Origin of the sequence: Jeotgalibaca ciconiae, from assembly GCF_003955755.1 — a bacterium.
GTDB lineage: Bacteria > Bacillota > Bacilli > Lactobacillales > Aerococcaceae > Jeotgalibaca > Jeotgalibaca ciconiae.
The window spans coordinates 1,117,441-1,141,842 of record NZ_CP034465.1; the positions used below are offsets into that span (position 1 = coordinate 1,117,441).

Annotated in this window: 21 protein-coding genes, 1 riboswitch and 2 other annotated features; of the genes, 8 read left to right on the top strand and 13 right to left on the bottom strand. The window is 38.0% G+C overall.

Going from position 1 to position 24,402, the window contains the following annotated elements; genetic code table 11:
- Positions 1 to 313: 313 nt before the first annotated feature.
- The 10 genes from EJN90_RS05145 to EJN90_RS05190 form a co-directional block, all read right to left on the bottom strand.
- Positions 314 to 1,747 carry a 6-phospho-beta-glucosidase gene (locus EJN90_RS05145; protein WP_126109188.1) on the bottom strand — a complete coding sequence of 478 codons (1,434 nt, stop codon included), beginning with the start codon at positions 1,745 to 1,747 and terminating at the stop codon, positions 314 to 316.
- A 329-nt stretch (positions 1,748 to 2,076) separates the two neighbouring features.
- Positions 2,077 to 3,333, bottom strand: a complete 1,257-nt coding sequence (locus EJN90_RS05150) for an adenylosuccinate synthase (protein ID WP_126109190.1) — start codon at positions 3,331 to 3,333, stop codon at positions 2,077 to 2,079.
- On the bottom strand, positions 3,333 to 4,628 hold the full coding sequence (purB, locus tag EJN90_RS05155) for an adenylosuccinate lyase (protein WP_126109192.1): 1,296 nt from the start codon (positions 4,626 to 4,628) through the stop codon (positions 3,333 to 3,335). Before purB ends, EJN90_RS05150 begins: the two co-directional genes overlap by 1 nt.
- Before the next feature lie 213 nt (positions 4,629 to 4,841).
- The gene (locus EJN90_RS05160) at positions 4,842 to 5,816 is read right to left on the bottom strand and encodes a Gfo/Idh/MocA family protein (protein WP_126109194.1); all 975 of its coding nucleotides are present in this window, start codon (positions 5,814 to 5,816) and stop codon (positions 4,842 to 4,844) included.
- 25 nt (positions 5,817 to 5,841) lie between these two features.
- Positions 5,842 to 6,783 (bottom strand): serine hydrolase, encoded by a 942-nt coding sequence (locus EJN90_RS05165; RefSeq protein ID WP_126109196.1) that lies wholly within the window; start codon positions 6,781 to 6,783, stop codon positions 5,842 to 5,844.
- A gap of 297 nt (positions 6,784 to 7,080) precedes the next feature.
- Positions 7,081 to 8,028 (bottom strand): serine hydrolase, encoded by a 948-nt coding sequence (locus EJN90_RS05170; protein WP_164544013.1) that lies wholly within the window; start codon positions 8,026 to 8,028, stop codon positions 7,081 to 7,083.
- 261 nt (positions 8,029 to 8,289) lie between these two features.
- Positions 8,290 to 8,835 (bottom strand): folate family ECF transporter S component, encoded by a 546-nt coding sequence (locus tag EJN90_RS05175; protein ID WP_164544014.1) that lies wholly within the window; start codon positions 8,833 to 8,835, stop codon positions 8,290 to 8,292.
- A 42-nt stretch (positions 8,836 to 8,877) separates the two neighbouring features.
- Positions 8,878 to 8,984: riboswitch (THF riboswitch) on the bottom strand.
- 237 nt (positions 8,985 to 9,221) lie between these two features.
- On the bottom strand, positions 9,222 to 9,647 hold the full coding sequence (locus tag EJN90_RS05180) for an HTH domain-containing protein (RefSeq protein WP_126109202.1): 426 nt from the start codon (positions 9,645 to 9,647) through the stop codon (positions 9,222 to 9,224).
- A 39-nt stretch (positions 9,648 to 9,686) separates the two neighbouring features.
- Positions 9,687 to 10,841: an aminotransferase class I/II-fold pyridoxal phosphate-dependent enzyme gene (locus tag EJN90_RS05185; RefSeq protein WP_126109204.1), complete on the bottom strand. Its 1,155-nt coding sequence runs from the start codon at positions 10,839 to 10,841 to the stop codon at positions 9,687 to 9,689.
- Positions 10,842 to 10,858: 17 nt separating this feature from the next.
- Positions 10,859 to 11,350 carry a GNAT family N-acetyltransferase gene (locus EJN90_RS05190; protein ID WP_126109206.1) on the bottom strand — a complete coding sequence of 164 codons (492 nt, stop codon included), beginning with the start codon at positions 11,348 to 11,350 and terminating at the stop codon, positions 10,859 to 10,861.
- A gap of 209 nt (positions 11,351 to 11,559) precedes the next feature.
- Positions 11,560 to 11,829: a binding site (T-box leader), on the top strand.
- A gap of 55 nt (positions 11,830 to 11,884) precedes the next feature.
- Positions 11,885 to 12,130 (top strand) — a binding site (T-box leader).
- A gap of 70 nt (positions 12,131 to 12,200) precedes the next feature.
- Between EJN90_RS05190 and EJN90_RS05195 the strand changes: the two genes are divergently transcribed.
- From EJN90_RS05195 to EJN90_RS05220, 6 genes are all read left to right on the top strand, one after another.
- The gene (locus EJN90_RS05195; protein WP_126109208.1) at positions 12,201 to 13,274 is read left to right on the top strand and encodes a methionine ABC transporter ATP-binding protein; all 1,074 of its coding nucleotides are present in this window, start codon (positions 12,201 to 12,203) and stop codon (positions 13,272 to 13,274) included.
- A 2-nt stretch (positions 13,275 to 13,276) separates the two neighbouring features.
- The gene (locus EJN90_RS05200) at positions 13,277 to 13,957 is read left to right on the top strand and encodes a methionine ABC transporter permease (protein WP_126109210.1); all 681 of its coding nucleotides are present in this window, start codon (positions 13,277 to 13,279) and stop codon (positions 13,955 to 13,957) included.
- Between the two features lie 53 nt (positions 13,958 to 14,010).
- Positions 14,011 to 14,871: a MetQ/NlpA family ABC transporter substrate-binding protein gene (locus EJN90_RS05205; RefSeq protein ID WP_126109212.1), complete on the top strand. Its 861-nt coding sequence runs from the start codon at positions 14,011 to 14,013 to the stop codon at positions 14,869 to 14,871.
- A gap of 88 nt (positions 14,872 to 14,959) precedes the next feature.
- On the top strand, positions 14,960 to 15,826 hold the full coding sequence (locus EJN90_RS05210; RefSeq protein ID WP_126109214.1) for a MetQ/NlpA family ABC transporter substrate-binding protein: 867 nt from the start codon (positions 14,960 to 14,962) through the stop codon (positions 15,824 to 15,826).
- A 77-nt stretch (positions 15,827 to 15,903) separates the two neighbouring features.
- Entirely contained in the window at positions 15,904 to 17,103 is a 1,200-nt protein-coding gene (locus EJN90_RS05215) for an amidohydrolase (RefSeq protein ID WP_126109216.1), read from the top strand.
- Between the two features lie 86 nt (positions 17,104 to 17,189).
- On the top strand, positions 17,190 to 18,041 hold the full coding sequence (locus EJN90_RS05220) for a CPBP family intramembrane glutamic endopeptidase (RefSeq protein ID WP_126109218.1): 852 nt from the start codon (positions 17,190 to 17,192) through the stop codon (positions 18,039 to 18,041).
- A 53-nt stretch (positions 18,042 to 18,094) separates the two neighbouring features.
- Here the strand turns inward: EJN90_RS05220 and EJN90_RS05225 are convergent, their stop codons facing one another.
- The 3 genes from EJN90_RS05225 to EJN90_RS05235 form a co-directional block, all read right to left on the bottom strand.
- The gene (locus tag EJN90_RS05225; protein WP_126109220.1) at positions 18,095 to 19,033 is read right to left on the bottom strand and encodes an aminoglycoside phosphotransferase family protein; all 939 of its coding nucleotides are present in this window, start codon (positions 19,031 to 19,033) and stop codon (positions 18,095 to 18,097) included.
- A 403-nt stretch (positions 19,034 to 19,436) separates the two neighbouring features.
- Positions 19,437 to 20,084 carry an HD domain-containing protein gene (locus EJN90_RS05230; protein WP_126109222.1) on the bottom strand — a complete coding sequence of 216 codons (648 nt, stop codon included), beginning with the start codon at positions 20,082 to 20,084 and terminating at the stop codon, positions 19,437 to 19,439.
- 178 nt (positions 20,085 to 20,262) lie between these two features.
- Entirely contained in the window at positions 20,263 to 22,623 is a 2,361-nt protein-coding gene (locus EJN90_RS05235) for a phosphoketolase family protein (RefSeq protein WP_126112312.1), read from the bottom strand.
- 168 nt (positions 22,624 to 22,791) lie between these two features.
- Between EJN90_RS05235 and EJN90_RS05240 the strand changes: the two genes are divergently transcribed.
- Positions 22,792 to 23,685 carry an SDR family oxidoreductase gene (locus EJN90_RS05240; protein ID WP_126109224.1) on the top strand — a complete coding sequence of 298 codons (894 nt, stop codon included), beginning with the start codon at positions 22,792 to 22,794 and terminating at the stop codon, positions 23,683 to 23,685.
- Between the two features lie 190 nt (positions 23,686 to 23,875).
- Positions 23,876 to 24,331 (top strand): hypothetical protein, encoded by a 456-nt coding sequence (locus EJN90_RS05245; RefSeq protein ID WP_227872588.1) that lies wholly within the window; start codon positions 23,876 to 23,878, stop codon positions 24,329 to 24,331.
- Positions 24,332 to 24,402: the final 71 nt, after the last annotated feature.

Consider the following 24,402-nt stretch of genomic DNA (forward strand, 5'->3'; position numbering starts at 1 on the left):
GTAAAAATTGCTACCCCGACTCTTTCTTAAAGTATGTATGGAGTAAATCTTTCCAGTATTTTTTATGAATATTGGCGAAGTTATTTAGCAGTAAAGGAGCTAGTAGAACAACATCAAAATGATCCCTTGCTTGTATTTAAAGCTTATCATCAATGGCATGACAAGGGAAGAAAAGTTCCGTTGACACAGTGGTTTGGAATTGAATAAACAAAAAATAATCATCTTTCAACTTTGGCAGTTTGAGATGATTATTTTTCATTGTAATAAAATCGGGAGCTGAGATTATTCCCACTCAACTCCTATTTTCTATTCTTTATTTATTCGTCAAGTCTTCACCATTCGTTGCGATGACTTTTTTGTACCAGTCAAATGATTTTTTCTTGCTACGATTTAGCGTACCGTTACCTTCGTTATCACGGTCTACATAAATAAATCCGTAGCGTTTTTTCATTTCTCCGGTTCCTGCTGAAACAAGGTCAATACAGCCCCAAGTCGTATACCCTAGTAAGTCCACCCCATCTAGTTCAACCGCATCTTTCATAGCTTGGATATGGGCAGCTAAATATTCGATACGATAATCATCTTCTACATAGCCATTTTCGTCGGGTGTATCAACTGCTCCAAGACCATTTTCTACAATAAAAAGCGGTTTTTGATAGCGGTCATGCAAATCATTCATGGTAATACGTAATCCTAGTGGATCGATTTGCCAGCCCCATTCACTTGCTTCTAAGTATGGATTTTTTACAGAAGCAAAAATATTTCCTTCTGTTTGTGCTAATAATTCTGGATCTGCTGTAGCAACGCGAGAAGAATAATAAGAGAAAGAAATAAAATCTACCGTATGTTCCTTCAATAAGGCTAAATCGCCCTCTTCCATTTCAACATGAATCCCATTGCGCTCCATTTCTTTTAGCGCATAGGCTGGATATTCTCCACGTGATTGTACATCAATGAAGAAATAATTTTCACGATCTTTTTTTCGACTTTCAAAAACATCTTCTGGGTGAGATGAGTAAGCATAATAACCACCCGCTGCCAGCATGCAACCTACTTGATTTTCTGGATCTACTTCATGGGCGATTTTCGTTGCAATTGCGCTCGCCACTAACTCGTGATGCGCTGCTTGGTATTTTACTTGTTCTTGATTATCGCCTTCTTCAAAATAAAGGCCTGCTCCCATAAACGGTGCGTGTAAAATCATATTAATTTCGTTAAATGTCAACCAATACTTTACAAGTCCTTTGTAACGAGTAAAAATTACCCGACAAAGATTCTCATAAAAACCAACTAACTTGCGATTGCGCCAAGCGCCATATTCTTCAACAAGATGCATGGGACAGTCAAAATGAGTAATGGTTACTAATGGCTCAATTCCATATTTATGACATTCTTTAAACAAATCTTCATAAAATTGGAGCCCTTCTTCATTTGGTTCTGCCTCATCACCTTTTGGAAAAATCCGTGACCATGCGATGGAAAGACGATAGGTTTTAAAACCCATTTCGCCAAATAATGCAATATCTTCTTTATAACGATGATACATATCGATTGCTTTTTTAGCAGGATAAAAATGCTCATCATCAAAATCGAACATCTTCATTTGGCCCGTGATGATTGGGTAACGGTCTTCTCCTATTGGAACAACATCGACGTTTGCCAGCCCACGTCCCCCTTCATTATAGCCACCTTCACATTGGTTCGCAGCAGTTGCGCCGCCCCATAGAAAATCTTCTCTAAATCCCATTGGTTGTTAGCCTCCTAGATAATTTTACTTACTCACCTTCGTTATATAATACAAACTACGAAACGTCAATTATTTTTAAGGCATACCTTCTGTTTATTTTCGTCTAGTGAGCCTGCTTTTTCCTTTCCACTGAATGAGAATATGATCGAATCTCATCTAGTGGCTCTCAGTCAAAGATTCCGCTGAACGAGATTCAAACTTTTTTTCTTCTAGTGATGTACATGGCAATCACTCACTGGATGAAATAACTCCCCTCATCGAATTAATTTTGAAAAACAAAAAAATACAAGCAGAAATTTTCTGCCTGCGTTCCTTCACCTACTTACCAATCAATTGATATTAAGGATAAATTCTTTTTTACTCATAATATCTTCTGTATTTGGCCCATATGAAATGTAATGAATCTCTAAATCTAGTTCTTGCTCAATAAAAGTAATGTATTTTAAAAAGTTGATATCAAAAACGCTTTTCCAGCCTTTTAATGTTTTATAGACTGGATTGACATCACGAAATTCATTCGCGATCATTGGCATTTTTTTGATAGTACCACTTGATTCATAGCCAGTACAAACTTTAATTTCATCATAGCCGTTTAAGACATCGCCTTTTGTCAGCACTATCGAATTTAGTTTTGATTTACGGATTGCATAGCGTAATTGCGGTAAATCTAACCAGCCCACTCTTCGGTTCCTTCCGGTCGTAGCACCGAATTCATTTCCTAATGTCCGTAACTCATCTGCTTCCTCTCCCAATATCTCTGTTGGAAATTCACCTTCTCCAACGCGTGTTGTATAAGCTTTGACGACGCCCATTACTTCGTCTTCATCCGTCAAAGTTATATCAATTGTAGAAGCTCCATGTGCCGTTGTTTGGCTACTTGTCACAAATGGATAGGTACCAGAATCCAAATCTAGCATTATTCCCTGTGCACCTTCCAACAGAACTCTTTTCGTTTGCAATTCTTCGTAAATCTCAGAGCTGGAAATAAATTGGCAGCCTAATGCTTGAAGTTTGTGGAATTGTTTTAAAAGCTCTTCATATACGTCATCCGTATTAATCGAAAGCTTCCCTTGATAGACATTGTTCTTTAAATAAATAATATTCTCTAAACGCTCGTACAATCGTTCTTCATCAAATAAATCTATTAAGCGGATATTTTCACGGGATACTTTATCCGCAAAGCTTGGGCCGATTCCTTTTTTTGTCGTGCCGATTGGATATTTTCGCATACCTTCTAATACCGCATCTTCTTCTTTGTGATAAGAAAGAACCAAGAAAATTTCTTTATCAATCGCAAATCGTCTGGAGATTCCTTTGAAATCCTCTTCCAAAACCTCTAGCTCTTTAATCATCTGATTTAAGTCCAAAGCCATTCCCTTTGATAAAACACCAATGGAATTCGTTTCTGGCGTGATAGAAGGCAGTAAATGATTCACATATTTTTTCCCATTATAGTAAATGGTATGTCCAGCATTCGCTCCACCTGAAAATCGGATAATGTAATCATACTGTTTAGAAAAATAATTAACAATTTTCCCTTTTCCTTCGTCTCCCCATTGTGCTCCTACAATCGCTAGTTTTTTCATTATGATTCCTCGAACTTTCTATATACGGCGTCGATATTTCTGGTGTAAAATGTTGGGTCAAACAAACTGTTCAATTCTTCTTCAGTAATAATAGACATCACTTCTGTGTCTTCCAACAAATACTTTTTAAATGAGCTTCTCGTATCCCAGGCTTTCATAGCATTTTTTTGAATCAATTTGTAACTATACTCGCGTGTCTTTCCTTTTTCAATTAAAAACAACATCACGCGCTGGGAATAAACCAATCCATAAGATGCATCAATATTTTTGAGCATACGATCTTCATTTACTACAAGATTGTTTAGTAGGTCTTGTGCTTTTTCCGTCATGTAATACACGATTTGTGTCGATTCTGGAAAAATAAATCGTTCCGTTGAAGAATGAGAAATGTCTCGTTCATGCCATAAAATAATATTCTCATAACCAATCGGAACCATGGAGCGAACCATCCTAGATAAACCTGTTAACCTCTCAGAAAGAATCGGATTTTTCTTATGCGGCATAGCGGAGGAACCACGTTGTCCTTTTTTAAATCCTTCTTGTGCTTCCAAAACTTCTGTCTTTTGTAAGTGGCGGATTTCCACAGAAATTCTTTCAATGGAAGAAGCAATCATCGCCAAGACATGAAGGAAATCTACGTGGATGTCTCTTGCGATTACCTGAGTGGCAACAGCAGTTGGATCCAAATCAAAAAACTCTAAGGCGATTCTCTCAATTTCAGGATCGATATTTGCATAGTTTCCTACTGCTCCTGACAATGTGCCGACAGACAATTCTTTTCTAATTGTTTTTAAACGTTCCAGGTTTCGTTCACATTCAGCTACGTAACCTAATAATTTAAAGCCAAAACTCGTAGGTTCACCATGGATGCCATGTGTTCTTCCTACTGTAACCGTATGTTTATACTGTAACGACTTTTCATATAATACACGTCGGTAATTTTCAAGTGATTCGAAAATGATATCCAAAGCATCTCTTAACAGCAGACTAGTCGCTGTATCTTCTACATCTGAACTCGTAAGCCCTAAATGAAAGAATCTACTTTCATCTCCCATTGTTTTCGTTACGCAATTAACGAAAGCGATAAAATCGTGATTCACAATTTCTTCTTCAGCCAGAATTTCATTAACATTAATCTTTGCAGCTTTCAAAGCTTTTTCATAGGTACCTGTCTCACAAATGCCTTGTTCCTCATACGCATGGATCACGCCTAATTCCACTTCCAACCATTTCTGATATTTCGATTCAAGTTCCCATAATTCCTTGATTGGCGAAAGTGCATATCGTTCAATCATTTGACCACCTCTTTTTCACAATTAGTTTACGTCAATTTTTGATTATTTTCAATGAAAAAATAACGTTCTCAACATGTCGCTAATTATTTGAAGTATCTCATTTTAATTGATAAACATTCATTGATCACTTGAAAATCTCCTGTTATGTTCATTTATTCCGAAAATTAATTTACGAAAATAAACAATATTTCCTTTTTACAATAGTTGTTTTTTCTATTCAAAGTCATATTTTAAGCCCCATTGCTTGCGGACTTCATCCATGACTTCCAATACATCTAAGCTATATTGAAAATAAGGATTTTCTTTTTCATTTAAAATAATGTCTGAGATTGCTGCTATTTCATATTGCAAGCCTTGCTCTGACTTTCCTTCTTCGAAAGTGACCGTCTCCCCGGATAATTTTGTCAAAGTCGCTTTGTTAGAACGCGGGTAATCAGTGATTGTCACATATCCTTCTTCATATACAACCATTCCTTGTTTTGGCATCTTTGCATGGAAGGTTAGCGATATATTTGCGAGTTCGTTTTCTTTGTTTCGCAAAATGATTACCGAACTTTCATCCACTCCGGATTCGTGAAGATTTCCCAATGTGTGGATTTCGGTAGGTTTGCTCGACAAGAACCAACGTGTAAAATGAAGTGCATATACACCAATATCCAATAATGCACCACCAGCTAAATCCTTGTTAAAATAATAATAGTTAGGATTGGTATCTTTGTAGCTGCCAAAATTCACTTGTATCATTTTCAACGGCCCTAAATTTTGTTCAGCCAACCATTGGAAAATCTTTTGATACAATGGCATAAAATGAATCGTCATTGCTTCAAATAAATATAAATTCTTTCTTTGTGCTAATTGATACGCATCATCAAGCTGCTGTTTGTTGACTGTAATTGCCTTTTCGCAAACAACGTGTTTTCCTGCCTCCAAAGCAGCCATGATATATTCATGGTGTGTATTATGAGGCGTTGCAATATAGACAACTTGTATCGCTTCCTCTTTTAACAATTCGCTGTATTCATCAAAAACTTGTGGAATTTGATATTTCTCTGCAAAAGCCTGTGCCTTTTCTTTCGTACGGGAAACGATTCCGTACACAGAAGCATTTTCTACAGGAAACTGACTTGCAAACTCATTCGCAATCGTTCCTGTTCCAACAATTGCCCACTTTAATTGATTCTTAACCATATAGCTATCCCTCCGATTTTATTTTTTAACTTGCATTTACCCGGGTTTTATTTATTTGAAGACTCAATTCTCCAATAAATTCATCAACATCCCCCATATCATTTGTCAAAACAACTAACACATATTCAGGAGCGTCCCCATCGTAAAAAATCCCAATATCATGTTCCCATCCATCATAACTGCCATATTTTGCAGCCACTCCTTCTGAGATATATTCTTTTAAGCGATAACCAGTCTGAGCCTCTTTCATTATATCGGTAATCGCCTCGTATTGATCGTTTTCTGCAACTTTTACCAGCGTTTCAGCAAGCAAGACTCCTGTAGCATAATTTCCTTGATATAATTCTGAACTTGGATTTTCTATCTCACTAAATTTTATCACGGCAGTACGATAATCTCCAAATGTGTCAGTGTAATACTCTTCTAAAATATTCGTAGCAGTATTATCTGAATAAGTTAACATTTGATAGATTAACTCATCAACAGGATATGCCAATCGTTTTTCTGAATTGGTAATTTCTCCGTTTCCTTCTTCATAGTAGGAATCATAATAAGGTAATTCACTGTCCCAATTCAGAAGTCCTTGCTCCATCAAATCTATATATATTCCTGCAACTGCTACCTTTGTCGTGCTAGCTGCATAGAAAATAGCATCCTCATTTAATAAATATTGATTCCCATTTTGAAGGTCATAATAGACAATGGATACTTGATCAGGCGTAGTCCCATATTCATCCAGCAATCCTTGAACAACTTCCGCAATAGCTGTATTTTCGCTCGCTTGCTCATTGAAAACAACTGCTTCGCTATCAGCAAGATTAGCTGCTTCTGTTTCGGAAAATGTCGATACAATACGATTCGGATTTCCTGATGGTTCACTTTCGCCGAATAAGTTCACTAACGCTGCAATCGAAAACGATAAAAAGAATGCAACTAACGACAACTGAAACTTCCTTTTTCTTTTCATATAACCTCCTGAAGTAACTATATTTCAATAGTTACATACTAACAAAGACACCTTAAGCCAAACTTAAATAGGAGCTAGTCTATAAGAAAAGCGGACAAGTCCGCCTTGGCCTATGAAAAAATAGGAAATTTGTCCCTGAATGAGCAGCGAAGCGCGCAATGGGCCAAATTTATCTTTTTTTCACTAGGTCAGGACTTGGGAGCTAGACATTGATGGCTGAACTTATAATCCCCTAGTCTATAAAAAAACAGCCTGAAAAGAGCATCAAAACTCTTTTCAAGCTATCCCTTATAAACTCTATTGAACTGCTTCTTGCCATTCATTGATTTGGAGATTCAAATCCCCCATAAACTCATCTACATTTCCAACACCATTTGTTAAGACTACCAAAAGATAGACCGGTGTTTCTCCATCATAATAAATTCCTGTATCATGCTGCCATTCTTCATAACTTCCATATTTTGCAGCCATTCCTTCCGAAACATATTGTTTCAAACGATAACCTGTTTGAGCTTCTTTCATGATTTCAACAATGGAATCATAGCGATCATTTTCGGAAATAATAAGCAAGATCTGAGCCAGAACTTCAGCTGTAATATAATTTCCTTCATATAATTCAGGATCTATATATTCTACTCCACTCAATTCATAAATGGCACTGCGATAATCCTCAAATGTACTTGTATAGTATGCGGCTAGAACGTTTGTAGCGGTATTATCCGAATAAATGAGCATCTGGTAAATTAATTCATCCACAGGATAAGCAGACATTTTTTCTAAGTTCGTAATATCGCCTTCTCCTTCTTCATAGTAAGAATCAGAATAGGGAAGTTCACTTTTCCATCCTAATGAACCTTGCTCAATTAAGTCTACATATATCGCCGCAATCGCTACTTTTATAGTACTTGCCGCATAAAAAATCTCTTCTTCGTTTAATAAATACTGATCTCCATTTTGAAGACCTCTATACACAATTGAAACCTGATCCGGATAAACCTCATATTCGTTCATGACTCTTTCAATCACTTCAGCAGCAGTCGTATCAGCATCATATAGACTTTCAGGCTCTGCTTCCGATTCAACCTCTGTACCTGATTCTTCCAATTCTATATCAGAGGGTATGATCACACTGCTTTCAGAGTTCCTTCCAGAATCGTCTGTGTTTGACAGTCGTACTACCAACACAATCGAAAGTAGCAGGACAATAGCTACGAGCAACACTTGAAACTTTCTTTTTTTACCCATAAACCTCTCCTGAAACAAATTTGACTTAATTAAACGATAACACAAATACCTTAAATCTACCTTAAATATGCTTTCAGGTAGGATAGCGCTATCAAAGGTGTTTATTAAGTTAAAGAAGCGGGACAAATATTCCCTCATTTCCGAAAGACAGGCTCAGCACGCCAGAGATTAATGGCAGAAAAACGTATAACACTCTCCTTCACAAAAAAAGCCTAGAAAGATTCCTTAAAGGAAAACTTTCTAGACTATTACTTACATTTTTTAACGAATCCATTTAATTGGATAACCTTTCATTGCTCGTTGAATTGATTTGTTTCCTGTAATCCAGTAAATAATTCCTGCTTCTACTGGCAGCGTTACGATATTTTCGAACAAACGAATAGGCAACATTCCCCAAAAAGCTTGGTCATAGAGGATTCTTAACCACAACGAATTCAAGCCTACATTCACAATGACGGTAACCGCTAAACAAGCCAGAATAATACGTCGCAATGTGAGCGGCTTGCGATGTAAAATAAGTCCATAAATCATGGGCGCTACCGCAGCAGAAATGGTAAATCCAGGTGAAAAAGGAAAACCTTTTGGAAACAGGAAAAAGCCAGCAACATCTGCCAACGCTCCCGAAAAGGCACCTACCCAGGGTCCATACATGATTGCCAACAAAATTGTTGGTATAAAGGTAAAACTAACCCGAACAAATTGGGTTTCGATTGCTAAAAAGCGTGTGAGCACAACTTTTAAAGCAATCATTAAACCAATGACAGCAATGTCTTTGGCTGTAAATGACATGGATTTTTTCTGTTCCATTGACAGCAACTCCTTCATAGAGCCGCTACAAGATTTCTCATATGCAGCGAATGCGAGAACAAAACCGCAAGCCAAGGTCTCCCTTCACTTTTCGTTCGGAGGCAACATCCCATCCATCCGACACTTAACGCTTTATTCTCTACTCTGTTTTTTATTTCCCATTACGGGATTACATACATTTTACGACGGGTAAGCGTTAAATACAACACGTTTTATCTGAAATTTTTTTTGAAAAGTGAACAAGTCCGCTTTGGCTGATGAAAAAATAGGAAATTTGGCTTGGAAATCAACGCTGCTTACGTCGCCTTATCTAGACCAAGACTTGGGAGCTAGAGATCGGTTGAACCTATGAAGTGTCAGTAATCAAATGAGCGAATCTTCCTGAATTATTCTTGATTTTGAACAATCGTCAGCAACAAATAATAACTTTTTACTGCTAATCGATACTTCATTTCGCTTGAAAGAGGCTTTTTCGATTCTCGAAAGTCCTTTATTTCATGCTCTGCTACATTGGAAAAAATAGAGAGCGTTTGATAAGTCATACCCAACAATTCTACTAAGTGATCGAGAACCGCTCTAAGACGCTCGTCATTGTCAACAGCGGTCATGCCATCCAAAAGAATTTCGCAAAACATGAAAAGATTCCCCGCTTCTTTTCTGTCTAGATTATCTTCACCAGCTAAATACCTCAACAGAGTACCTTCTCTAAAACCAAGCATTTTTTCAATCGTATCTGTCGTCATATGATAACGTGATTCAAGAGCAGCGATGGAGTCACGAAGATTATTCTCTTCTGAACTCATATCCATCATTCTATCCCCTCCTTACAAATTGCCAGAAAACATCGAGCATTACTTCGCTACGTATTTTTTAATTCGTTTCATTGCTTCAATGATATCATCCGTTCCTAAGGCAAAACTCATTCGTACGTATCCTTCTCCTCCAGGTCCAAAGACGCTCCCTGGGATAATCCCAACTTTCGCTTCAACCGCTAGATTTCGACAAAATTCTTTATCATCTGTACCAAATTTTTCTGGAATTTTAGCAAAGATGTAGAAAGCTCCTTTGGGTTCTGCAACCGAAAAACCAGCTTCTTTCAATGCAGCAACACAAATATCTTTTCGTTTTTCGTATTCCAGACGCATCCGTTCTACCGAATCAGAACTATTTCTGAAAGCTTCTTCTGCAGCCTTGTATGACACAGATACCCCTGTTGTAACAGCTGCTTGATGGGCTTTAAAAAGAGGCGGAATCCACTTTTCTTGTGCTGCGATAAAGCCCACTCGCCAACCAGTCATGGCATAAGCTTTCGAGACACCATTAATCAAAATTGTTTGTTCTGGTAAAAGTGCAGCCATGGAAACATGTTCGACTCCGTAAGTTAATTCACTGTATATCTCATCGCTGATTACAAAAACCTCATACTGTTTGATTGCCTCTGCCAAAGCAGTCAGCTCTTCTCGCGTGTAAGTAACGCCGGTGGGATTACTTGGATAGTTCAATACAATTGCTTTTATCTCTGGATGAGCAGCCAGTGTTTGATGTACTTTGTCAGGAGTTAATAAAAAACCTGTTTCAGCAGTATTTACTTCCACTGCTTCTCCATACGCTACCGTAGTTGCAAGACTATAAAGCGGAAAAGTAGGTGTCGGAACCAATACTTTTTCTCCAGGATTCAGTACTGCCGTTAAAGAAGAAAAAATAGCTTCAGTAGCACCAATCGTCATAATGATTTCTGTCTCTGGGTTATAAGAGACTTCGTATCGCTCTTTTAAAAAATCAGCCACTGCTTCTCGAACTCCCCTATCACCCATGGAATGTGCATAGTGCGAGTCGTTCTCCCGAATTGCTTGAATGGCTGCTTCTTTGATATTATCTGCCATAGCAAAATCAGGTTCTCCTAAGGTCATCATAATACAGTCCTCAATACTACGAAATAGTTGATCAAATCCTCTTATTTGCGATGCTTGAATTCGTTCCAACTGTTTATTTGTTGTCAAAGCCATCTATTCTTCCTCCTGTCTCATTCGTTGTTTTTGCTAAATTTTGTCAGCTCTTCACCTGTTAAACGATAAACAGTCCATTCATCCATGGGAAAGGCCCCTTGTGCCTTGTAAAATTGAATACTTGGCTCATTCCAATCAAGACAGAACCACTCCATCCTTTCGCAGCCACGTTCCGTTGCAATTCGAGCTACTTCCTGAAAAAGTGCTTTTCCGTAACCATTTCCTCGGTATGGTTCCAAGACAAAAAAATCTTCTAAATAAATTCCTGCTTTTCCTAGAAAAGTAGAATAATTATGGAAAAATAAAGCAAAACCAACCGGCTCGCCTTTTCGCTCGCCAATTAGAACTTCAGCTTGTTTTTTGACAAATAATGAATCGATTAAGCTTGCCTCGGTTGCAACGACCTCTTCCGTCATTTTTTCGTAAGCAGCTAATTCTTTAATAAAATTCAAAATAATCGATGCATCTTCCCTTGATGCCATTCGGATAGTAAAATCAGTTAAATTCATATACTCGTTCTTTCTTTAAGTTTTTATGAGAATAACGTACCTTTTCTCATTTTTGTTATTTCCCATTGTAACAGTCTTTTTCCCCTTTTGAAATAATGAATTGTTGTTTATCTATAATAAGGATATCTTCTGTTATTCAAAGAAAAAGAAAAAGTTTTTACATTTCTTGTTGACAGTAAATGAGAAATTGGTTATAGTAAGCACATCGTAAAAACACATTGAAGAGAAGAGTAAGATATGAATTCCTTTAAATAGAGAGCTTGGTCTGGTGAAAGCAAGCAAGGTAAAAAGTATCTGAAGATGGTCTCTGAGTGGCTTATCCGAATGTAATCAAGCTTTAGGATAAGACGGGAACGCCCGTTATAGTGTCCCAGTATCAGTCATGGCAATGAGTGACGGTACTGATTGAGGCAGAAGTAGCGATACTTTTGTAAATTAAGGTGGTAACACGAGATTAAATGAGATATCTCGTCCTTTCAGCGCAGTTTATTTGTGTTGATTGGACGAGATTTTTTTATTATCAAAATATATTAATGATACGCAATGAAGAGGAAAGTACAGTTTAGGAAGTTTCATAGAGAGTCTGGACAGGTGAAAACAGGCATACGGAATAACTGGAAAATGGTCTCGGAGCGTCAAAGATGAACAAAAGTGCAAGTCTTTGAAGGGAACGCCCTTTACAGCGATGAAGTGAAAAATATACTCACTTCTAGAGGGACTTTCTGTGAGGAAAGTCTAAAACAAGGTGGTAACACGGTGTAACTGACACGCGTCCTTCGTATTCTTCTAAAGTATAGAAGGTATCGGATGAGTGTTTTTTTCATTAAACACAGAAACGAGGAAATAACAGATGATCGATTTAAAAAATGTTTCCGTCACCTTTTCAGGTGACCAGCAAAAAGAAATTAAAGCAGTACAAGACGTTTCCCTTCGAGTTGCTGAAGGAGATGTCTATGGAATCGTTGGATATAGCGGGGCTGGTAAAAGTACCCTTGTTCGAACGATTAACCTGCTACAACGTCCAACAAACGGACAAGTTGTTGTGAATAATAAAATTTTGACTAATATGAACGAGTCAGAACTGCGGAATGCTCGCAAAAAGATCGGGATGATTTTCCAACATTTTAACTTAATGGATTCAAGAACCATTTTCGATAATGTTGCCTTTCCGTTAAAACGTTCTACCCTTACAAAAAAAGAAATTAATGATAAAGTTCTAGATTTGCTGGAGTTGGTTGGCTTGGGGGATAAAGCAAAAGCTTACCCTTCTCAATTATCAGGTGGACAAAAGCAACGGGTTGCCATAGCGCGTGCCTTAGCAAATGATCCAGAGATTCTACTTTGTGATGAAGCAACAAGCGCATTGGATCCAAAGACCACTTCTTCTATTCTTGCTTTATTAAAAAAACTAAATAAAGACTTGAATCTTACAATCGTGATTATTACTCATGAAATGCAAGTAGTAAAAGAAATTTGTAATAAGGTTGCCGTAATGGAAGATGGATACGTAATTGAAAAAGGAAGTCTCCTTGAAATTTTTACAAGTCCACAAAACCAATTAACAAAAGATTTCATTAATACAGCAACACATGTCGACCAAGGAATTGAAACAGTTCTTACGCATCCAACTCTATTGAATTTAAAAGAAAATGATGTACTTGCAAAACTTTCCTTCGTAGGCGGTTCAACCAGTGAACCATTAATTGCTAAGTTAAATAACTCTTTCCAAGTACAAGGAAACATTCTTTTTGGAAATGTAGAAATCTTACAAGACACACCTGTTGGAACATTGCTTCTCGTTTTATCTGGTTCAACAGAAAAAATTGCTGAAGCAATTGATTACTTGCAAGCGAACGAGGTAACCGTATCGATTATTTCAACTGAATATATTGAAGAGCGACAAAAGAAAGAAGAAGGTGAATAAAAATGACTGAATTTATTAATAATCTACTTCCGAATGTCTCAGGAATATGGGATATTGTCTGGGAAAGTCTAGGAGAAACCCTTTATATGGTAGGCATTTCCGGTGTAATTGCTGGAGTACTGGGAGTTATTTTAGGAGTTATTCTCCTCATTACAGACGAAAATGGCTTAATGCCTCATCATTTTCTCTATAATACTTTGGATAAACTGGTAAATACATTCCGTTCTCTGCCATTCATTATTTTACTTACGCTGATTTACCCCATTACTCGTTTGATTGTTGGAACTGCAATCGGAACAACAGCGGCACTTGTTCCTTTAGTAGTATCAACCGTTCCTTTCTATGCTCGTCAGATTCAAAACGCTCTACTGGAAGTTGACCCAGGAGTTGTGGAAGCTGCTCAAGCAATGGGAACAAGCAATTTAGATATTATCTTTCGTGTTTATTTAAAAGAAGGTTTGGCTTCAATCATTCGTGTCTCAGCTGTTACCATTATTAACTTAATTGGACTAACAGCAATGGCTGGAGCAGTTGGTGCCGGTGGACTTGGAAACTTAGCAATTACGCGAGGATATAATCGATTCCAAACAGATGTTATTTTTGTCGCAACCATTTTAATTTTAATCATCGTTTTTATCAGCCAAGCAATTGGCAATGCGTTAGTTAAGAAAGTAAGCCACTAAAAAAAGAACAGCGGGACGAACCCGTACAAAAAATTATATTGGAGGAATTTATCATGAATAAAAAATTAATCTCATTATCAACAGCAACGTTAGTATTGTTTTTAGGAGCTTGTGGAAATACTGGTTCCGATGCAGACTCTTCAACTGGAGCTGTAGAATCATCTGAAACAGAAGAAGTAACAGAAGTTTCTGTGGGAGTTGTTAGTGAAGTAGAAATTGACGTTTGGGAAGATGTCAAAGAGCGCTTAGCAGAAGAAAACATTGAATTAACCATTGAACAATTCACAGATTATGTACAACCAAATGTGGCATTATCAGATGGCAGCTTAGATTTAAATGCTTTCCAACACGTAGCTTACTTAGAAGAATTCAATGCAAACAATGGTTCCGATATTGTTCCGATTGGATTTACTTATGTTTCCCCACTTGGCTTGTACTCTGATTCTTTAACAGACTACAATGATATCCCAGAAGGAGCAGAAATTGCGATTCCAAATGATGTAACAAATGGCGGTCGTGCTCTCCTATTATTACAAGCAATCGATTTAATTACTCTAGATGAAGCGGCTGGAACAAATGCAACGGTTAGTGATATTACTGATAATCCAAAAAATATTACCTTTACTGAATTAGATGCCAGCCAAACTGCACGCGCATTAGGTGATGTAGATGCAGCGATCATTAATACCAATTACGCAACAGACTCTGGATTGAATCCAAGCGAAGATGCTTTGTTCTTGGACACAGACAACATTGCCGAAGTAAATGAAATCTACAAAAACGTGATTGCTACTCGTTCTGAAGATGCAGAAAACGCAGCATATTTGAAGGTTGTTGAAGCATATCAATCAGAAGAAACAGCTAAGAAAATTGAAGAAGTAACAGAAGGAAACGATGTCCCTGCTTGGGAATAAAAGTAAATAAGTGAGTAAAAAGGGATTCCTGCATGTTGCAGCATTCAGGGAGTGAAGCCCATTATTCTATTTAAAAACATGGGAGGAAATGGTTATGAGTTTAAAGAAATATTTAGGTGGATTTGTGGCAGCGAGTGCCCTTTTATTAGCAGCATGTGGTGGTGGCGGAAACGCTGCTTCAGACGAAGCAACTTCAGATGAAGCAACATCAAACGATCCGACTCACGTTAAAGTTGCCGTTGTTGGAGAAATCAACGAACCGTGGGAATATGTAGCGGAACAATTGAAAGAAAATGAAAATATCGAGATTGAGTTAGTAAAATATACTGACTATGCAACACCAAATAAATCATTAGCAGATGGAGACGTTGATTTGAACGCTTTTCAGACAGAAATTTTCATGGATAGCTTCAATGAAGATACTGGTTCAGACTTAACGACTTTGGGTTATACCGTTATTGCTCCACTTGGTATTTATTCATTAACGTATACTGACGTGGCGGATATTCCGGATGGGGCAACTGTAGGAATTCCAAACGACCCAACAAACAATGGCCGTGCGCTGCGACTGTTGCAAACAGCTGGTTTAATTACAGTTGACCCAGATACTGGCTTAACACCGCAAGTTGACGATATTACAGACAATCCAAAGAACCTGCAAATTACTGAACTTGATTCAGCGCAAACTGCACGTGCTCTTCAAGACTTGGATATCTCTATCGTGAATAGCGGTATGGCTGTAGATGCTGGTTATATTCCAACAGAAGACGCAATCTTCTTAGAGCCAGTAAGTGACGATTCTCAACCGTACTACAACGTAATTGCATCTCGTGGAGAAGATGCTGATAGTGAGTTGTATAGAACAATCGTTGAATATTACCAATCAGAAGGAACTGCTCAAGTAATTGAAGAATCTTCTAAAGGATCATCAATTCCAGTTTGGGATGGACAATAATAACTAGAAAATTAGGAAAGAGTAAAGGAAACTTTACTCTTTTTCCATAGCTAGAATCAAGAAAGGAAGAGGAAAATATGGCTGCAAACAACACTACAACGCAAGAACAAATTCATCAAGAGGTTCTAAACCAAGAGAATTACATTGTTTCATTACGCCGTCACTTTCATAAATATCCGGAGGTTAGTTTAAAAGAATTCAAAACAATCCAACGTATCCGCGAAGAGCTAGACGGGATTGGCCTTCCTTATATTAATGTGGGAGAAACAGGAGTTCTGGCAACACTTGAGGGAGGTAAGGGGCCAGGTAAAAAATTACTGCTTCGTGCTGATATTGATGCTTTACCGATGGATGACAAAACGGGTGCTGAATATGCTTCCTTAAACCCAGGTGCGAATCACGCTTGTGGTCATGATGGCCACGCTTCTGCCCTACTTGGTGCAGCAAAAGTCTTGAAGAATCGCCAAGCGGATATTGAAGGAACGATTTTATTTGCCTTTCAACCCGCAGAAGAAATCGGCGCAGGTGCTCGTCAATTTGTCCGTGGCGGCTTTGTGGATGATGTAGACCATGTTTTCGGAATTCATCTAAGTTCTCGTAATGAGCTCGGTAAAATCATTGCTACTCCAGGACCAACAAATGCTTCCTGCGATATTTTTAAAATTAACGTTCATGGTAAAAGCGGGCATGTTTCCAATCCTGATTTAGGCCGCGATGCTCTAGTGAGTGCAGCTGCTATTGTTACTGAATTACAAACGATCGTTGCACGCGAAGTGAAACCTTCCGATGAAGTAGTTGTTGGAATTGGTGTCTTACAAGCGGGAACGAATTACAATATTATCGCCAATGAAGCAATCATTGAAGGAACCGTTCGTACGTTTGACCCAGATGTCCGTGAGCAAGTTCTAGCATCTGTTGAACGTATTGCTCGTTTGACAGCTGAAGCGCACCGTACTTCCATCGATTTCTCTAATTATGATGCAGCAGCTCCTTTAATCAACGATGAAAGAGCAGCGGAACATGCCTTCCAAGCAGCTGCAAAAATTGTCGGGGAAGAAAACATCATCACTGATGCACCAAAAAGCATGGGGGCAGATGACTTTGCGGACTTCTTAGCAGTTGCTCCTGGTATTTATTGCTTTGTCGGAACACAAAGCAGCGAGAAAACTGCATTTAATCATCACCACGAACGATTTGATATTGATGAAAAAGGCTTGCTGCATGCAGCAGAGTTACACGTGACCTATGCTTTAGATTATTTGGAAAACCCGTTTTAAAATTTAAGGTACTGGCTGTAAAAAGCTGGTGCTTTTTTTATGGTAAAATAGTTGCATTATTTGTATTACGAAGGAGTAAATGAAACATGCAGAAAAAAGCTCGAAAATCCAAAAGAGCTAAGTTTTGGAAATCATTATTCATTTTTTTGATTCTGTTGGCTGTTTGGTCCATCATTGCTGACATTATTGTTATTTTTTGGGGGGAATCCTATCCTCGTGAGACTGGATTTTTCATAAATGCTGTCAAATACTCGATTTTCTTTTTATTTGCTAAGTCTCTAATTAAACTCAATGCTTATTCATTTAAAAAAATAATGGGTAGCTTTTCGATAAAAAAGGTCCCTTGGACTAAATTACTAACGATTAATTTATTCATCATTTTTTTAAATCTTCCTTTCATGGCGACCTTGTTAGAATCCCAAAGTTTATTTTCCCTGAAAATCTTAAATGGATTCCTACCAGCTCCGAAGGAAACCCTCTATCATTTGCCGAGCTCCTTACTCATGGTTATATTTGCTCCATTTGTAGAAGAGGTTCTATTCAGAGGATTTCTATTGAATAAAATAGGTGAAAAGCAAACAACTGCTTCTTCCTTATTGCTGTCTTCCATAATATTTTCTGTATTTCACTTGAATGGCCTCACTCTTGCTCAGTTTTTCGCCGGACTTTTTTTTGGAATTTGCTATATTCAGACAAAAAAACTGATTGTACCGATTTTATTACATATGATATCAAATGCTCTTCCACTGCTTTTGGTCCACTTTACCAGGCTGGAGTTTTTACAGACTCCTCCCTTCGCCACCTTAGAAGCTTCTCTTACCCAAGAGACCATAATCTTGCCGATACTCGTACTGGTCTGCAGCTATGTTTTTTATAAGTCTATCAAGAAGTTACCAAAAACAGTTCCGTTGGCTCGCATTATCAACAAAATAGTCTAAAATTCTTTCCAAATTTATTTAAATTAACCATTTTTCCTTTAGAAAATTCCGTACTAATTGCTGGGTATACTTTTTCTACGCTTCAAAAGTAATTCTGCTTGATCGGTTGCTTTTTCATAAAAGAATGTATCCCACTCTGACGACAAGGAAGATGAAGATATTGTTTTTAAATGGTTAATATTTAAGAGATATTGATTAAGCATCTCCAACTGTACATCAAATAAAAATTGTTCTTTGGAGAGCTGCTTTTTCAACTCACCAGTCAGCCCGTCAAAATAAGCGTTCAAGAATATTTCTCTGTCTTTTTCCTCACCCAAAAACGAAAAACCTTTCTCATAAGAATCTTTTTGATTCGAATAGAAGCTATGGAATCGAGCAACGTCATTGACATAAGTTCCTTTCCTTCCATATCCCCAATCGATTATGGTTATTTCTCCTTTGTGAGACAAAACGTTAATCGGCAATAAATCATCATGTACAAATGTACGAGGCATATTTTTACGACGCTCCAAGTACAATCGATATGCCTGATTCAAGACTGAATTGGGCGGCAATTTCAATAGTCGTTTTATGGAAGCTTCCATTGATTTTTCAACGTTTTCTGGTGTTTCAGAATAGTAGAAATAGCTAGCGATCTGGGCCAATGATTCTCCTGTTTTTTTGGCAGAAATCTCATCCAAGATCTGTAAATCATTACCTGCTGCGTATTCAATTAAAATCCATTCAACCTGATTGCATTCATAACAATCTATAAAATCTGGAACGGAAAAAGATTCTGCAGTATTTGCTAAAATGCGATACGCTTCTACTTCACTTTCTTGAGCTTTCTTCAAAACATATTGATCAGATGGAAGAGAAATAAGATACGTATCATAGATTTTATCAAGCTCCGGATCAATAAACTGTTCGATTGCTTGAATAGAATCGATACTTAATAAAGTTTGAATTTCTTCATATTTGCTTTGCCCTACATTAATTTTTTCGATTGACAAAAATGATTCCCCCTTCCCATACCCCTCTTATTAATGTAATTTTTTTGCTTATAAGAATAACAAACTATCCGCCCTCAATCAATCATACACAATCAAATCTCTCCTTAAAATTTAAGAATTGAATCCAATGAAAGAGCTGCGGAACATGCCTCCTCATCAAGTCAGGTGGGATCTCTCTCCACTTGATGAAATTCTGACACATTCTCGTTCAGTGCAGTTAATTTTTTTCTTCACTGGATGAAAATGTTTTATATACTCTTATCTGGATTGTCGTTCTGTTGACTGCTGCTGGTTGCCCTATTATAAAATTCCGCGATCACCGCAGTTTGCATTCTTCTTGGGTGTGATTGCTTTCTATAGTAGTATTTTATTGGGAGCATGTAATTATTAAGCACTTTAAGTATTATTTTTCGCCTTTTACTTCAAAGTCTAACTGTTCTAAGTAAGCCTTCATAAATTTAGTTCTACCTTTGGCAAGTTTTTTGCCTCCTGTTGTGTTCATTAGGCCTTCTAAATGAAGCAGTTTTTCATAAAAATGGTTCACGACATTGGCAGAATTGCGATAAGATTTTTCGTCTAAGGCTGCTGTGTTTATAGGGGATGAATCATCATACATAGTATGGCCTTTCGCTCCACCATAATAGAAAGTTCGTGCAATTCCGATTGCTCCAATTGCATCAATGCGGTCTGCATCTTGAACAATTTTTCCTATTTTCGTCAGTTCGCGTTTTTTTGATAGATTTTTTGAGTAAGAGATGTTTTCAATGGTATCTTGGATGAGCGCTATTTCACTGGTTGATGCGCCACTTTCTTGAAGGACTTTCGTTACTTCTCGCTTTTCCTTATCCACATCCTCTGTTAATTTCTCATCAATCACATCATGCAATAAGACAGCTGCTCGAATAATTTTTTTGTCATTTTCCGACACTTCTTCTTGTTCAGCAATGGTTGCAGCCAGGTTCTCCACTCTTTTTATATGGCTCAAATCATGCCCAGTTGTATCATTTCCTAATTTCTTTTCCACAAAATCATATAAAACATCTATGTTCATCTTTTTCCTCCTTTTGTCAGCATCTTATATAGTATCATTTCCTTTTGTATTCGTGCTCTTTTTTTGAATGTCGCTCCCAAAATCATCTATTAAATAAAAAGCTGACTCCGGTATGATACCGAAATCAGCTTCTCATTAAGTGGAAAAATACGTGAAGTCTTCCTACTATGTCTTAGCTCTACTCTAACGGCTCCCATTTCCAATCGTTCACTTCGGGGATGTCTTTTCCTTCTTCTCGGATATAGTCATGGTGTTTTTCAAGCAAGGTGTCCATTTCATTTCGGAATTTCTCGTCGACTTGTCCACTTGCTTTGGCGAAAGATTTAGCTAAGGTAAAGCGGTCCATCTCATTCAATACACGCATGTCAAACGGCGTCGTCACGGCGCCCTCTTCTTGGTATCCGTGTACAGTTAAATTACGGTTATCGCGGTCAAAAAAGAGATTCCTAATCAAGCCTTCATAGCCATGGAAAACAAAGACGATTGGCTTATCTTTGGTAAAATATTCATTAAATTCTTTATCAGTCAGTCCATTCGGTGTATCTTTGTTGTTTCTTAGTTTCAATAACTCTACCACATTGATAAAGCGAACCTTCGCTTCAGGAAATTTTTTGTTAAAGATCGTAAGAGCAGCCAATGCTTCTAAATTGGGTTCCGTCCCAGCAGCTGCGATTACTAAATCTGCTTCCCCATCTTGATCGGTACTCGCCCAATCAATTACTTTCAAGCCTTTTTCCACCAGTTCCTCTGCCTCTTTTGTGCTATAGAATTGCGGACGAGGGTGCTTACTGGAGATAATGACATTAACTTTCTGTTGGGAGCGAAACACTTTATCCATTACAGCCAATAAAGAGTTCGTATCTGCTGGTAAATATTCACGGATATATTTGCCTTTTTTCTCTGCTAAATGGGTTAGAATACCCGGATCCTGATGGGTATAACCATTATGGTCTTGTTGAAATACACTGGAAGAAGCGATAATATTCAGCGATGGGTATTTATTGCGCCATGGTAGCTCATCCGCTTTTCGAATCCATTTAAAATGTTGGGTCAACATGGAGTCGGCTACACGCAAGAAACTTTCATAGCTTACGAAGAATCCATGGCGGCCAGTTAAGACATAGCCTTCCAACCAGCCTTCTGCTTGGTGCTCAGAAAGTTGGGTATCGATAACTCGACCTGCCGGTGCCTGAAATTCATCGTTCGGTTCTTTTATTGCCTCCATCCATTGCCTATCCGTCACTTCAAAAATCCGATCCAGCTTGTTGGAATCCATCTCATCCACGCTAAAAGCACGAAAGTTATGCGGATTTTTTTGGATAATATCGCGGATAAAGCCTCCTAATTCTGTCATATCCTCTGCCTCTTCAGCAGCCGGTTGTTCTGTCTCTAACGTGTAATCTTTCCAATCAGGAATGACCAAGGGCTTCGGATCAATCCCGCCATTCGTAATAGGATTCATTGCCATGCGTTGTTCTCCGTTTGGTGCCATGGCTTTTATTTCTGGAAGTAATTTCCCTTCTTCATCAAATAACTGTTCCGGATCGTAAGACTCCAGCCAGTCTACCAAAGCATCCACGTGCTTTAAATCATCTTGATCAACAGGAATTGGAATTTGATGGGAACGGAAAGAACCTTCGATTGGTTTACCTTCCCACTCTTTTGGTCCAGTCCAACCTTTTGGTGTGCGCACAACTAATACCGGCCATTTCGGCATCGTTGCTTCTGATGCTGGTTTTTTACGAGCTTCTGATTGGATTTTATGAATCTTTTCGATTGAAGCATCCAATTTTTCAGCTAATTCCATATGAATTTTTTGTGGATCATTTCCTTCGACAAAGAAAGGTTCCCAACCCATCCCTTCAAAATAAGCCTTCAACTCTTTATCAGTTTTACGTCCTAAAATTGTTGGATTTGCGATCTTAAATTCATTTAAATGGAGGATTGGTAAGACTGCGCCATCATTCACCGGATTGAGAAAAACATTCGAAAACCAAGAAGCAGCGAGTGCTCCTGTTTCTGCCTCTCCATCGCCAATCACAACAGTCGCAATCACATCTGGATGGTCTAATACTGCTCCGATTCCATGTGATAAGGAGTAACCCAGTTCTCCTCCCTCATGAATGGATCCCGGTGTTTCGGGCGCTGCGTGAGAACCAATACCACCAGGAAACGAAAACTGCTTAAACAGCTTCTGCATTCCTGCTTCATCTTCAGTGATTTCTGGATAAATTTCTGTGTAGCTGCCATCCAAATATGCATTCGAAACCATCACTTGTCCGCCATGACCGGGACCTTCGATGTAAAACATATTCAAATCATATTTATTAATGACTCGATTTAAATGAGCATAAATAAAATTTTGTCCTGGAATCGTTCCCCAATGTCCGATTGGATTCACTTTTATGTCGCTTGCTTCAAGAGGGCGTCGTAATAACGGATTGTCTTTTAAATACAGTTGGCCTACGGAAAGGTAATTTGCTGCTCGCCACCATGCGTCTACTTTTTCAAAATATTCTTTTGAGGAATAATCAACCATGTCAGTCATTAAAAGAACCCCTTTCTTCTCGTTAGTTTTACTATATAACGAACGAAGGAAATCTAAAAATAATAACCCTCCCAGACGGATAAAGCGTTTTAATAGCGTTACAAAAATAATATTGTTATCCTTAATAGCGTAAGAACAAACAAATAGGAGATGATTTTGATGAAAAATCCACATTTAACTGACCCACGTAAGCTCTATTACACAGAGAAGTTTCCGGATCAAGAACAAGACACTCCAGCTTTACAAAAAGAAATGATGCCAAAACCAGATTGCGGTGAAGAATCGTACAAAGGACACAATCGATTAGAAGGACGCAACGCTTTAATCACTGGAGGGGACTCTGGTATCGGCCGTGCAGCAGCTATTGCCTATGCTCGCGAAGGTGCAAATGTGGCGATTCAGTTCTTCCCAGGCGAAGAAGAAGACGCAAATGAAGTAAAAGAATTGATTGAAAAAGAAGGAAGAAAATCGTTACTGCTTCCATATGATTTGCGTGAAGATGGCGCAGCAACAGAAATTGTTGAAAAAACAGTAGAAGCATTTGGATCACTTGATACCTTGGTCTTAAATGCCGCCCAGCAAATTGCACAACCATCTTTAAGTGACTTAACGATAAAACAAGTAGAAGATACCTTTAAAGTAAATATTATCAGTATGTTCGAGACTGTACAAGCAGCTGAAAAATATTTAGAACCAGGAAGCGCCATTGTCACAACAACTTCAGTGCAATCTTTTAACCCGAGTCAACCTTTAATGGATTATGCTGCAACAAAAGGTGCCATCAGTAACTTTACCGTATCCTTATCTTCCTATTTTGCATCAAAAGGAATTCGAGTGAACGGTGTTGCGCCGGGACCAATCTGGACACCGCTTCAATTGGACAGCGGTAAATTAGAAGGACAAATTCCTGAATTTGGACAAGATAGTCCCCTTGGCCGTGCTGGACAGCCAGTAGAGTTGGCTCCGGTTTATGTTCTTTTAGCATCCAAAGAAGCAAGTTATATTACGGGACAAATTTATGGTGTAACAGGTGGATCGCCAATTGACCTTTAATTAATAAAAAGAGTGGAAACTTCGGAAATTTCTGAAGTTTCCACTTTTATATAGCTTTAAACCTATGAGTTGAGGAACGAACTAAGATTTATCGTATCTTGAAAGTGAGTCTGTTATTATATATCTATTAATATTCGCTCTCATCTTCAGTGAATGAGAGTAAAGAGGAGCAGGAGTGATGGAGGAACACATGAAAAAACTTTATTTAGACTGTACAGGGCTCTCAGGCGCTATTGGCGTGTCGGTACCAGATGCGGAAATCGCATTGGCGGGAACGACTATTCATTCACTGAGTGTCAGAGATAGGAATGAGGAGTACCAACGTTTTGCAGATGATTATGATATTCATTTTATTTTCGAAGATGCTATCCCAGAAATTTCTTTTTATAGCGTTCCCAGTCTGGAAATTTTGGCGAATGATAGTAAGGAAGGCTTTATTGCTCGTACCAATGATGAAGCAGTCCTTTATATCAACCAAAACCTTGACTGCTTTTTAATTGCAAATAGCTGGGAAGAATTTTTAGAAAATAAATTATCTTGGCAAAGTAATATGACGCCATATAATGGCTTAACTTTCTATCAATCAAAAGAAGATGCTGAAAAAGATTTAGATTTTATTGATTTAAGAGAGCTTGAGATTAAATAATAATTTTTCTTTTCTTATTGAACTGTATCATACAGCTGATTTTTTGAGGCTGTATGATACAGTTCAGCACA